Genomic DNA, 12,601 nt, shown 5'->3' with positions numbered 1-12,601 from the left:
ACCAGTCTAACGGCGTACTTTTCGGCGGCGGCCCTGCTTCAATTCAGCCCGAAACGCGCCATACAACGCGCCGCTACAGCCGCACCGGATAGATATCCAGCCGCCCCTGCCGCAGGCGGCGGGCGTAGTACCCCACCGTCATCACATTGAGCAGGTACGTCGCGACCATCACCAGCAGGAAGCCGCCCTTGATGGGGGTCCTGTGGAACTGCACCGCCACCACCTGCCCCACGGCCAGCAGCACATAAGCAAAGAAGCAGCCCACCTGCCACAGCACCTGAAAGCCCAGCACCCGCCGGCCAACCTCGGCCGCGTGCGCAATGGTGTGCCGCTGCTTGCGCCACAGCACAAAGGGCACCACCAGATTGAGCAGCGGCAACACCAGAAAGCTAAGCGCGCTCAAATTCAGCAGCTGCAAAAACTCGGGGTCGGCGCGCAGAACGGGCGTGGGGGCCGGCGCAGCCGCCGGCACCACAGTGGCCGTTGTGGGGCCTTGATTGGCAGGCAGCGCGGCTGGAATAGTGGCCAGGTTGGCCGGCGAAGCCACGGGCAGCTTTATGGGCAAGGGTTGCGGCGGCGCGGTAGTTTCGGGCAGCAGCGCAATTAGAGCATCGGCCGGGACTGTGGCCGGAGCGTCTGCAGGTGCGGGAGCGGCCTGCAGCTCTTCCAACGGAACCTGCAAGGCCGCCGCCAGCGCCAGCAGCGTGTGGCCGCGCGGGACGGTATCGCCCTGCTCCACCCGCTGGATGGTGCGCAGGCTCACGCCCGACTGCTCAGCCAGCACTTCCTGGGAGAAACCCCTGCTTTTGCGGATGGCAACGATACGGGCGGCGGAAAACATAGAAGCAAGCGTAGTTGGCCTAAAAACGCCCCAAGTATACTGGTTTCCGCAACCGCAGCAGCCCCGCGCCTACGGGTTTATGGCGAACTACGGCGCCGATTTTGGGGTTGAGCAGGAAACCAATTGTTCTTCATGCCACTCCCCGTTCGTTACGCCTTATTCTTCGTGTCCTTTGTAGTGCTTGCGGCCTGCGGCAAGCAGCAAACGCTGCAGGGCATTTTCCAGAAAACCACTCCTCACGAAGCCTATGCCCGCCAGCTGCGCCAGGCTGGCCTCGCCGAAACGGCCCTGGGCCGCGACTGGCTGGCCGCCGCCGACCGCGCCCTGCGCGACTCGCTGGTGGTGACGCTGCCGTTCCAGGAAACCGGCTATTTCGCTGCCGACCGCGCTACGGCCGCCGCCTTCCGCTACCAGGTGCGCGAGGGCGAAACCGTCCGCATCAGCCTCACGCTCGATAAAAACACCGACGCCCGCGTCTTCCTCGATGCCTTTGAGCTGGACCCCGAGCGCCGCGTTACCCGGCCGCTGGCCTCCGCCGATACCACGGCGCTGGCGTTTAGCTACGTAGCCGAGGACGACCGCCAGCACCTGCTGCGCGTGCAGCCCGAATTGCTGCGCACCGGCCGGTTCACACTGCGCATCCAGCGGGCGCCCAGCCTGAGCTTTCCGGTGCGGGGCAAAAACGACGTGGCCGTGGGCAGCTTCTGGGGCGTCGACCGCGACGGTGGCGCCCGCCGCCACGAAGGCATTGACATCTTCGCCAAGCGTGGCACACCGGCCGTGGCGGCGGCCAACGGCTACATCACTCGCGTCAACGAGACGCCACGCGGCGGCCGCGTGGTGTGGCTGATGGACACCGAGCACAGCCAGCATATCTATTACGCCCACCTTGATAAGCAGCTGGTGCAGCCCGGCCAGCAGGTGCGCATCGGCGATACGCTGGGGCTGGTGGGCAACACCGGTAATGCCCGCACTACCCCGCCGCACCTGCACTTTGGCGTGTACCGCGGCGGCCGCGGCGCCGTCGACCCGTTTCCGTTTGTACGGCGCGCGGATACCGACCCCGCTGCCCCGCGCACCGCCCCCGGCCGCCTCGGCGAGTGGGTACGCGTGCAGGACAAGCGCACCGACCTGCGCCGCGGCCCGCTGGCTAAACAGGCTACCGTGGCCGCCCTGCCCCGCAACACCCCCCTGCTGGTGGTAGGCAGCCAGGCCGACTGGTACCGGGTGCAGCACCCAAATGGCCAGATCGGCTACGTGGCGGCCCGCGCCGTAGTGCCGGCCGCCGCCCTGCGCCGCCTGGCCCTCTCCACAGCCACCGACCTTTACGCCACTCCCGCTGCCGGCGCCGCCACCCTCGACTCGTTGCCGGCTCGCAGTTCGGTGGCCGTGCTGGGCGAGTTTGGGGGCTACCGGCTGGTGCGCAGCGCCGCCGGCCGGCTCGGCTGGCTAGCCAGCGCAAGCATGGGCTCCTGATTTCGCTGCTGGCCGGACACGCGCCTGTTCAGGCGCCGAAACCAGGCAGCAACCACTACCAGGATAGCCGCAGCCGCTTCAGGCGTTGCTCATGGGCAGCACAGCAGCTTGCATCGGTGATTGAATAAGTGGCAGCACCTCAGCTGAACTGAGGCCTGCTTAAGAAGCCTCCCAATGGAGGCCGTCCATAGACAAAAAGCCCCGTTCGGTTTCGAACGGGGCTTTTCATTGCTTGCTGGAACCAGCTCTACTGAGCTACAATCACGGCTTTCTGCAGCTTCTTGGCGTAAGCCAGGCGGCGCTCTTTGCCGTTGGCAATGTAGTCGAAGCCATAGGCCTTGGTGTCGGCTTTCACGGCCTGCCAGCCCTCGGCATCCACTTCGGAGGGCTGGGCAGCGGCGCGGGCTACGGCGGGCTGCGTAAACCGGTCTTCGCGGAAGAAGGAGTTCATGCCCTGCAGGATGGCAATTTCCTTGTCGCGAACAGTGGCCGACTGCGGGTCGTCCATCTCGCGCTGGTCAAGCAAGGCAGTAGCGGGCATCGACTCTTTGCGGAGCGTATCGCCGGTGCTGTTGACGATGATAAGATGGGCCTGCGCGCTCAGGATTTTAGTCCCCTGCAGCTGCAGCACGAAATTATCTTTGGTTTTGGTATTAGAGAAATAATGGGCAGCATTCACCGTGCGCAGCACGGTGCGCTCGTTCACGCGGCCACGAGCCCCTTCGGGCGTGGGCGTGAAGGGCCGATCAGGGTTGCGGGAATTGCCCATCTCCTTCTCCGTGTTGAGGCAGGAAGTAGTCTGGAGCAGGATTCCGGTGCAGACAGCGGCCAGTAAGATTTTTTTCATTTGGTGGTGAGAAACCATTAGCAAGTCTGGTCAGCTACGGGCAAAACTTCCTCACATAGGAGAAGATTCTGAAGGCCGTAGCAAACGAATTCTATATCAAAGTTACGGCTCTGCTGCTATCTACCCAAAAAATAGAACAGGGTTGGGCTGGTTTGCTTTTTTCTTTTTCGGCCAACGCTCCAAACCGGTATCTGAGGTACGTAAAAAGGGTTGCCCCGGATTATTATTCAGGCTCAACACATTACAGCCACCCAATTTCCACCCCTACCGTCCAACGAGGCAGTTCCGGAAATTCCGTCGGCGCATCGGCCGTAAACGTATCGGAGAGGCGGTAACGGGCCACGGCGGCGTAGCGGCCCGTGCCCATCCTCACCCCCACCCCGTAGGGCCACCGGCGCAGGTAGGGCAAGCCTGTTTCAGCGGTGCGCACTTTTTTGGCGCCGCTGCCGGGCCGGTCTTCGGTGCGATGGGCGGTGCTCAGGGCCCAGCCGCCCCAGCCGGTCAGGTCCAGGTAGCGGCCAATGACGTTGCCCCGCGCCCCCACATTCAGGCGCACAAACGTCTCAATATGCGCCTCCGACGTTGCCAGCGACTCGCGGTAGTGCAGCACCGGCGTTGGCAGCATCTTGCCGGCCTCCTGGGCCAGGTCGTAGGTGCGGCGCACAAAGCGCAGGTCGAAACCCGCACTCAGCGGCTCACTCAGCCGGAACTTGTTGCGCAGGCCTACCGCCAGTTCCGCCGAGCTGCCATAGCGCAGCGGCGCCCCGCTCCCGGCCGCCGCGCCAACCACCGGCAGGTAACTGAAGTACAGATGGTTGAAAAACGCCCGATTGGGCCCATACTGCTCATACACGGTGTCTTTGGCGACGGTGGACTGCAACAGCACGCGCTGGGCCTGCCCGTAGCGCGGCCACAAGCCAGCAGCAGCCAGCGTCAGAATCAAACAGAACTGCTTCATAAAACCGGATAGCTGTGCGTGGTGCCCAGATAATACACCCGCACGACGTCGCCGGGCTGCAGCGTGCGGCGCGGAATGCGCAGAATGGCCCGTTGGCTGACTTCCACTACCTCGTAGCGCCGCAGCACGCCGCGGGCATCGGCCACATGCCAGTAGAGGTAGCTGGCGGCGGGCAGAACCACCACTCCTGCCTCTCTAGGCGACGCTGCCTGCGTAGATCCGGCCGGGCGGGGCTCCTCGCGCCCTACACCTGGCACACGCCGGGTATCATCGGGCTGCAGGATGAGCGAGTCGGCGTACAACGGCAGCGGCTGCAGGGCCCCCGGGCGGATATTCACGGCCAGCAAGCTGTCAAGCACCACAAAATCGATGGTGGGCGGCGGGCCGGCGGCGTCCGGCGGGGCTTTCTGCAGCAGCCGGCTGGCCTGCGGCAGGCCGTAGCCATGGGCATAGTCGTAGTATGGGTAGAGCGTGGCCGACTGCTGGAGTCGGGCGAAGAGTTGCATGGCCGTGAGGCCGCGCTGCTGCTGCCAGGCGCAGGCCGCCAGCCCGGCCACCAGCGGGCTGGAAAAGGAAGTCCCATCGACGCGGGCGTAGCGGCCGCCGGGTGAGGCCGTCAGGACCGTACCGAAGGCGGCCACGTTGGGCTTGAGGCGACGGTCGGCGGTGGGGCCGTAGGCGCTGAAGTCGAGGTGGAAACCAGTATCGGGGTCGACGCCGCCCACGGCCAGCACGGAGTCGGCATCGGCAGGAGTGCCTACGGTGCGCCAGTCGTCGTTGTCACCGTCGTTGCCGGCGGCACTCACTACCAGCATGCCTTTGCGGGCGGCCAAGCTGGCGGCCCGCGCCACCAGGCTGCGGCGGCCGTTCATCTGCTCCGGGAAGTAGCGGCGCGCCGTGTAGCCCAGCGAGGAGTTGATGATGTCGGCGCCGTTGCGGTCGGCCCATTCGGCGGCGGCCAGCCAGTCCAGCTCTTCGGCATAAATCTCGCGCTGCATCCGCTCGGTGCGGGCCAGCAGGTAGGTGGCGCCCGTGGCTAGGCCCAGCGGCGTGCCGTCGGGCAGGCGGCCGGCCAGGCAGGCCAGCACCTCGGTGCCGTGGCTGCCGCCGTGGAACACGTCGGGCTTGCGCCGAGCGAAATCATAGGTGGCCGCCACCCTATTTTGCTGAAACAGCTCCTGAAACGCCGCGTGCTTATCGGCGCCGCTAAAGCCCACATCGAATACCGCAATGCGCAGGCCCTGGCCATCGAGGCCGGCCTGGCGCAGGGCATCCGCGCCGAGGCTGCGGGTTTGGCGGCGGGCCAGCTGGCGGTCGGCGGCGTTCAGAGGCCGGTCAGCAGTGATGGAAGCAGGCAGCCGGGCAGCGGCCGGGTAGGCAGCGGGCAGCACCTCGGCCCCGGCCAGCGGTAGCACGCGCCGCACACCCGGCAGGTGGGCCAGCGCGGCCGCCTGCGCCGGCGTAGCGCGGCACGCCACGGCATTAAACCAGCGGCTGACGAGCAGCACCGAATCGGCGTGTTGGCGCACGGCGCGCAGGTAGTCGGGCCGCACCGGGAAGTCGGAGCTGTCGGCGGCGGGCAGGTGCTGGCGCTGGCGGCGGGCCTGCGCGGCGGCCATGAAGTAGGTGGTAGGGCTGAATAGCACGCCGGCTTTGTCGCGCAGCTCCACCCAGTAGCCGGCCGTTGGCGGGCCGGCGGCTGTTTGGGCGAAGCTTGCCGGGGCTGCCCACGGCAGGCTTAGCATCCCACAGAATACCGCGGCGCGCCACGGCAAAAACGTCAACTCAATCATGCAGAAATATCCATCGGGTACAGGCCCCTTCTCCCCTGGCAGGCCGCAAACGCCGGGCGCATCGGCACCCGACACACATGCGGAAGGCTGCTGAAACCGGCAGATTTTGCGCCCGGCCCGGGACCTTGTATACCTGCGGGCAAAGTAACGCAGAATCCGGACGCCACCGGGGCCGCAGGCAACTCCCCTGCCGCCGGAGCCGTTTGAAACCCCGATGGCACGGTTGTGCTGTCCATATCCTTCGCCTTTTTATCCCACTCTTGCCCATGCGTACTTCCCTGATTATGCTGTGCAGTGCCGGTTCTTTGCTGCTCGGCGGCTGCAACGCCAAAGAAATCGCCGCTCTGCAGCAGCAGAACGCCACGCTGACGTCTTCACGCGACCAGCTGCAGGCCCAGAAAACGGCCTTGGAACAGGACAAAGCCCGCAACGAAGAGTCTCTGCGTTCCAGCCTGCTCAACAAAAACCAGCAGGTAAACCAGCTCAACCAGAACCTGAGCGGTGCCGAACAAACCAACACCGCCCTTTCCGCCGACCTGCGCTCTAAGGAGCAGCGCATTGCCGAAATGCAGCGCATCCTGGAGCAGAAAGACGCCGCCGTGAAGGCCCTGCGCCAGAAAGTGGGCGACGCCCTGCTGGGCTTCAATGCCCAGGATCTGCAGGTGAACGTGAAAAACGGCAAAGTCTACGTGTCGCTGTCGGAGCAGCTGCTGTTCAAATCGGGCTCAACGAAAGTGGACCCCAAAGGTCAGGAGGCCCTGAAAAAGCTGGCCACTGCCCTGCAGGGCAACCAGGACGTAAACGTGCTGGTGGAAGGCCACACCGACAATGTGCCCCTGAAAGGCGTGGTGAACGGGGCCAAGGATAACTGGGACCTGAGCGTGCTGCGCGCCACCGAAATCACCCGTATCCTAACCAGCTCCGGCCTGCCCGCCGCCCAGGTGACGCCCTCGGGCCGTAGCGAATACATGCCCGTGGCCAGCAACGACACGCCCGCCAACAAGGCCACCAACCGCCGCACCGAAATCATCCTCACGCCCAAGCTCGACGAGCTGTTTCAGATCCTGGAAGCCAACTAGGATCACGGATTAGCACGGATTTTTTGCGGATTACACGGATTTTGTGGACGGCGCTTTCGCGGTCCGCTACAATTGAAAAGGCCGGGTGCTTCTGTTGGAAGCGCCCGGCCTTTTTCTATACTGGTGATAGTGGGAAGGTAGTGAGGCTGTTCCACTGGCGGCCGTCGTGGCGGAAGAGCTCGAAAGAATTGACCGGGAAAGTGGCCTCGTAGAAGCGGGCCGCGAAATCCTGCTGCAGCTCCGGTACCAGGGCGGGCGGCAGGTCGCGGGTGGCCAGCGTCATGTGGGGTGTGAAGGGGCGCGCCTCGGGGCGGATGGTGGGCAAGTGCTGCCCGCACCAGCGCATCAGCGCCGCCTGCAGCTGCCGCAGGGCCGTGGCTTCCGCTACCTGCACGAACAGCGTACGGTCTGTGAACCAGCCAAAATCCTGCAGGCGCACCTCAAACGCAGTTTGCGTAATAGCGAACCGGTGCAGGCTTTCCGTGGCTGCAGCAGCAAACGGTTCAGGCTGCCGGGTAGGCGGCACCAGCGTAATGTGCGGCGGCAGGCCGATGGCGTTGCGGCTGCCGGTACGCTGGTGCAGCTCCTGCTTCAGGGCCCACACCTGCCCGCGCACCGGCTCCGGCGGCACCAGCGCAATCAGGTAAAGATGCATTTGCATAAGGAGTGAACGTCATGCTGAGCTTGTCGAAGCATCTCTACCGCTTCGTTGCAGTAGTAGTTCAACGAAGCGGTAGAGATGCTTCGGCAAGCTCAGCATGACCTAACTCTACCCTCCTAATTACAACCCATACTTGCTCATCAGGTACACAAGAGCGGCCATGCTGGCGCCCCCGAGCTCCAGCTCGCGGCGGTTTACCTTGTCGAAGGTGTCGGTGGCGGCGTGGTGCAGGTCGAAGTAGCGCTGGGAGTCGCAGTCGAAGCCGATGAGGGCTTTGGCCTGGGTTTTCAACGGGCCGATGTCGGTGCCGGCGTGGCCGGCGTTGAACTCGGCGCTGCCGTAGGGGCGCAGCAGCGGCTGCCACTGCTGCACTTTGCGCACGGTGGCCGCATCAGCCTCAATGTTGAAGCCGCGCGGCGTGAACCCGCCCCCATCCGACTCCATGGCGGCCAGATGCTTTTCGTTGGCGGCCTTAGCCAGCTCGGCGTATTTCTCGCCGCCGCGCACGCCGTTTTCCTCGTTCATAAACAGCACGGCCCGCACGGTGCGCTCGGGTTTCAGGCCCGAGGCCTTCAGCAGGCGCAGCACTTCCATGCTCTGCACGCAGCCCGTGCCGTCGTCGTGGGCGCCCTGGGCTAGGTCCCAGGAGTCGAGGTGGCCACCGACGGTGATGATTTCGTCGGGATACTTCGAGCCTTTCAGCTCGCCGACTACGTTGTAGCTCTTCACGTCGGGCAGGGTCTGGCAGCTCATGTCCAGCTCAAACTGCAGGTTGGGGTCGGCTTTGAGCAGCTGGCTGAGCTGGTCGGCGCCGTTGGTGCTGAGGGCGGCGGCAGGCACCTTGGCCACGGCCTCGTCGTAGCGCATGGTGCCGGTGTGGGGGTAGTCGTCGTGGGTGAGCGTAAGGCTGCGCACCAGCGCCCCGATGGCGCCGCGCTTGGCGGCCTCGGATGCGCCGCTGCGGCGCTGGTCGCCGGCTTCGCCGTAGGCCCGGCCGGTTTCCACGTGTACCGGGTTCATCGGGCGGTTGAAGAACACGAACTTACCTTTCACTTTATCAGCGGGTAACGCGGCCAGCTCGGCCATACTGTGCACCTCCACTATCTGCGCCTTCAGCTTGCCGCCGGTGCCCACCGAGCCACCCAGCGCACACACGTTGAAGTCGAGGCCCTTGCCTTTGGCGCCGGTGGCGCGGCCTTTTTCCTTGGCACCGCGCACCCAGTGCGGCACCATCACCTCCTGCAGGTACACCCGGTCGAGGCCCATCTTCTCCATCTCCTTCTTACCCCACTGCACGGCCTGCTCGGCCTGCGGCGAGCCGCTGAGGCGCCCGCCAATCTTTGTGCACAGCTCGCGCAGGTTTTCGTAGCTCTGCCCCCGCATTAGGGCCTCGTCGTAGAGGCGGCGGATGGCCAGGGAGTCGGTGGCGGGGGCCGTCTGGGCGGCTACCGGGGCGGCAGCCAGCAGCAGGCCGGCCAGGGTGAGGCGGCGGAAAGATGAAATCATAAAGAGCAGAGAAACGAGAGAAACTGGCAGCGCCTGGGGTGGCACAGCGCGGCTAAAGTAGCAGGAAAAGCGGGGCGGGTTGCAGCGGCGCGCCCGTTACTGGCCGGCGCTGCGAACTCCGTAGCGCCGGGCGGTGGCGGTAGCGGCGCGGGTAGAGTCCTTCGGAATATGCACTTCCAGCAGGTAGTCGTACTCGTTGTCGCCGACGGCAGGCACCGGGCGGGGGGCGCCCAGGGCTTCCACAGTTTCGAGGATGGTGTTGGAGTGGCCTACTACCAGCACCGTGCGCCCCTGGTAGTCGCGCCGGATGCTAGCAGCCAAGGCAGGCATCTGTTTGGCATCATAGGGCATGATTTGCTGGTTCTTAAGGGCAGCCAGCGGCTCGGCCGTAGTGCGGGTGCGGCTGGTATTGGTCGAGAAAACCACGTCCAGCGGCGTCTTGCGCAGCGTGTCGCGCAGGGCCTGGGCCCGCTGCTGGCCGGCGGGCGTCAGGGGCGGGTCGGCGAGGCCGGGCGTGAGGTCTTTTTCGGCGTGGCGCACCACGTAGACCGTGGTGTAGGAGGCGTTGGTTGCCTGCGTCTGCTTCGAGGAAGCACAACCGCTGCCGGCCAGCCACAGCGGCAGCAGCCAGAGAAGCAAACGGAAAGCGGCAGGGCGGGAAGTGAGCATAGAAAACGGATTCAGGAAGAACAAGACCGGGCTTATTTGAGGCTAAGAATCTGCTTCATTTCCGCGGCACTCACCGTCAGCAAACCCACTTTGGGCAGCCGCTCAGTGAGCACGCGCCAGTTGGGCTCCTGCCGGAAAATCGGGCCCAGCAGCTTCAAAGCGGCCGGCACCTGCTGCTTGTTGGCTAGGCTGATGGCGTGCCAGTACTGCATTTCCAGGTTGTTGGGGAAGAGCTTCTCGGCGGCCTCATACTCGCGGATGGCGCCGGGCACGTCGTTTTTCTCCACGGCCAGGTCGCCGGCGTTCATGTGCTCGTAGGCGCGGTGCAAACTCAGTAGGCGGCGCAGCTCCTTGAGCGGCTCGGCGGCATCGTCCACGCGCAAATCCACGAGCCGGTCTTCCCAGACGCCCGCGCCCGGCTTGGCCCGCACCACCAGCAGCGCCGCCGACTGCCGCCCGCGTACGTCGCCGCCGGCCGCCTGGGCCGCGTCGAGGGCGGCCAGCATCCGCTCGGGTAAGGGCAGCTTGGTGCCGGCCTCAAATGCCTGCTGCATGGCGGCGGGCACCTTCTCGGTGAGCATCATATTGGCCTGCACCGAAAACTGGGTACCCTGCCGGTGCCCGGCAAAGTCGATGCACTTAGCACCGGTGTGGGTGGCCACGTTGCCTTTGCTGTCCACGATGGCCACCTGCCGCACGTCGCGGCCGTCGTCGGTGCTGAGCAGCTCGTCGAGGGTCTGCTGGGCGGTTTTGCCACTGCGCAGCAACGCCAGCCCGCGCGGCCCAAACGACTTGTTGGTAAACGACTGGGTGGCAATGGCCCCCACCCCGGCCTCGGCCCAGCTCACGCTGGTGCCCACCGAAAACCAGTGGCTCTGCACGGCCACGGCCAGGTCGCCGGTGGCTGGGTCGCGGGCCACGATGCTGTAGGTGTGGGCCAGCGGATCGGTGGTGCGGTACACCTGGGCGGCGGCCGGGCCGGCAAAGCCTGCCAGCAGCAGCAGGGCGCAGAAGAGTCGTTTCATGGGCTAAAGCACGCAAGAAATCCGCCGGGGAGCAATTCGGGCGGGGCACAGAATTTCGGCGGCCACATTACCAAGGCAGCGGCAAGGGTCAAGGCAAACTTATTTTTTATTGGTTTATCACAATTTTATCAATATCTGACAGTAGGTTTGTAGCTGAATGGATGTTGGATTCTGCCCAGCTTCTATTAAGACTTTCACACCCTCTCACTTATATGTCACGGAAAACTATTCTGTTAGCAGCCGCAGCAGCCTGCTTGCTTCAAGCCAATGATGCAACGGCTCAGGCGGTTAACAACGTCACGGAAATCATTACCGACTTCGGCGGCTTTTTCCAGAGCGCCACCACCGCCGTCAACCCCACCTTGCCCGACAACTCGCACGATCTGCTGGCGTTTACGCTCAACGGCACGCGCTATTCCACCGGCGTGGACGATGCCCTGCTGGCAACCCGGGGCCTGACCTTCGTGGCCGGGCAGTATGCGGCCCTGCCGGTCAGCGCCATCGGCACCCCCGTTACCAACACTAAAGTAGCCCTGGGCGCCAGCTTCGACGGCGTGCCGAACGGTGCCAGCAACCCCGTCCCGGCCAACAACATCCCGTTCTATCTGCGCGACGGCCGCAACGGCCTTAACCTGGGCACGGGCACGGCCAACGTGACCGGCACCCTCGATCTGTCCATCAGCGGCCTGACGGCCACCGCCGTCGGCGACGGTATTCCCGATATCCTGGTGACGCAGATTGCCGACCCTTCCAACTCGCAGGACCGCTATCAGTTTCTGGATGCCAACGGCCAGGTGGTAGGCCGGGCCGTGGATGTTGCCTTCAACAGCATTGGGGTGGTGGCCAACTGGACCGCCGACTTTTACGAGGCCTCGCAGAGCCCCATGACCCTGGCGGCCGGCTTTACGCGCACGCCCCGGACGATGCGGCTGTGGTCGGCCGACCTGAGTGCATTTGGTATCACGGCCGCAAACGCAGGCAGTGTCCGTAGCTTCCGGATAGCGCTGAGCGGCAGCAGCGACCTGGCGTTTGTGGCCTACAACAGGCAGACCGCCGACTTCGTGAACCCACCGCTGCCCGTGGTGCTGAGCGCCTTTGAAGGCGAGGCTGCCGCCACCGAAACATTCCTGACCTGGCAGACCGCGCAGGAAGTCAACTCGGCCGCCTTCGAGGTGCAGACCAGCACCGACGGCCGCACCTTCCGGACGGTGGGCCGCGTGCAGGCAGCCGGCGCATCCAGCCAGCGCCGCCAGTACAGCTACCAGCACCCCACCACGCAGGCCGGCGTGCGCTACTACCGGCTCCTGCAGATCGACCAGGATGGCACCAGCACCACCTCGCCGGTGCTGGCCCTTACGGCCGGGCGCAAAACCGGCCAGCCGCTGCAGGTTACGGCCGCCCCGAACCCCTTCGGCAGCCAGCTCGTGCTGACAGTAGCCGGCGCCGAGGCCGGGCAGCCGACGACGGTGGAACTCACGACACTGGCGGGCCGCCGCGTCTATCAGCAGGATTTTCCGGCTTCCGCCGGCCAGCTGCTCACGCTGGAGCTGGCGCAGCTGCCGGCCGGTATGTACTTGGCGCGCGTAACGGTGGCAGGCCAGACGACGGTGCTGAAAGTGGTGAAGCAGTAAGCGGGCCGTAGTCCATTGGTTTATTGAAAGGCTCTCCCGGCGACGGGGGAGCCTTTTATTTGTTTAGCTGATTGTTGGTCGGGGCAGGCAGAATACGCCTGAACATCAACAGCAA

The 12,601-nt window shown here is 64.9% G+C and carries 11 protein-coding genes; 3 read left to right on the top strand and 8 right to left on the bottom strand.

The window, feature by feature from the left end:
- Positions 1-73: 73 nt before the first annotated feature.
- Positions 74-841, bottom strand: a complete 768-nt coding sequence (locus O3303_RS04640) for a helix-turn-helix domain-containing protein (protein ID WP_269560899.1) — start codon at positions 839-841, stop codon at positions 74-76.
- Between the two features lie 132 nt (positions 842-973).
- Between O3303_RS04640 and O3303_RS04635 the strand changes: the two genes are divergently transcribed.
- Entirely contained in the window at positions 974-2,317 is a 1,344-nt protein-coding gene (locus O3303_RS04635) for a peptidoglycan DD-metalloendopeptidase family protein (protein ID WP_269560898.1), read from the top strand.
- A 247-nt stretch (positions 2,318-2,564) separates the two neighbouring features.
- On the opposite strand, the gene O3303_RS04630 is transcribed toward O3303_RS04635, so the two are convergent.
- The 3 genes from O3303_RS04630 to O3303_RS04620 form a co-directional block, all read right to left on the bottom strand.
- A complete protein-coding gene (locus O3303_RS04630; RefSeq protein WP_269560897.1) occupies positions 2,565-3,164 on the bottom strand; it encodes a hypothetical protein in 600 nt (199 codons plus the stop codon).
- Between the two features lie 241 nt (positions 3,165-3,405).
- Positions 3,406-4,122, bottom strand: a complete 717-nt coding sequence (locus tag O3303_RS04625; protein WP_269560896.1) for a hypothetical protein — start codon at positions 4,120-4,122, stop codon at positions 3,406-3,408.
- Complete coding sequence (locus O3303_RS04620; RefSeq protein WP_269560895.1) at positions 4,119-5,867, bottom strand: S8 family serine peptidase; 1,749 nt, start codon at positions 5,865-5,867, stop codon at positions 4,119-4,121. Before O3303_RS04620 ends, O3303_RS04625 begins: the two co-directional genes overlap by 4 nt.
- 314 nt (positions 5,868-6,181) lie before the next feature.
- On the opposite strand from O3303_RS04620, the gene O3303_RS04615 reads away from it, so the two are divergent.
- Positions 6,182-6,994, top strand: a complete 813-nt coding sequence (locus O3303_RS04615) for an OmpA/MotB family protein (RefSeq protein WP_269560894.1) — start codon at positions 6,182-6,184, stop codon at positions 6,992-6,994.
- 115 nt (positions 6,995-7,109) lie between these two features.
- On the opposite strand, the gene O3303_RS04610 is transcribed toward O3303_RS04615, so the two are convergent.
- From O3303_RS04610 to O3303_RS04595, 4 genes are all read right to left on the bottom strand, one after another.
- Positions 7,110-7,655, bottom strand: a complete 546-nt coding sequence (locus O3303_RS04610) for a 2'-5' RNA ligase family protein (protein WP_269560893.1) — start codon at positions 7,653-7,655, stop codon at positions 7,110-7,112.
- A gap of 120 nt (positions 7,656-7,775) precedes the next feature.
- Positions 7,776-9,161 carry a M20/M25/M40 family metallo-hydrolase gene (locus tag O3303_RS04605; protein WP_269560892.1) on the bottom strand — a complete coding sequence of 462 codons (1,386 nt, stop codon included), beginning with the start codon at positions 9,159-9,161 and terminating at the stop codon, positions 7,776-7,778.
- Positions 9,162-9,257: 96 nt separating this feature from the next.
- Positions 9,258-9,830, bottom strand: coding sequence for a phosphoglycerate mutase family protein (locus O3303_RS04600; protein ID WP_269560891.1), 573 nt, complete (start codon positions 9,828-9,830; stop codon positions 9,258-9,260).
- A 32-nt stretch (positions 9,831-9,862) separates the two neighbouring features.
- Entirely contained in the window at positions 9,863-10,855 is a 993-nt protein-coding gene (locus O3303_RS04595; protein ID WP_269560890.1) for a DUF1028 domain-containing protein, read from the bottom strand.
- Positions 10,856-11,109: 254 nt separating this feature from the next.
- Between O3303_RS04595 and O3303_RS04590 the strand changes: the two genes are divergently transcribed.
- Complete coding sequence (locus tag O3303_RS04590) at positions 11,110-12,486, top strand: T9SS type A sorting domain-containing protein (RefSeq protein ID WP_269560889.1); 1,377 nt, start codon at positions 11,110-11,112, stop codon at positions 12,484-12,486.
- Positions 12,487-12,601: the final 115 nt, after the last annotated feature.

Origin of the sequence: Hymenobacter canadensis (genome assembly GCF_027359925.1) — a bacterium.
GTDB lineage: Bacteria > Bacteroidota > Bacteroidia > Cytophagales > Hymenobacteraceae > Hymenobacter > Hymenobacter canadensis.
Note: the sequence above shows the minus strand (reverse complement) of the source record. Positions and strands in the feature narration are given on the sequence as shown.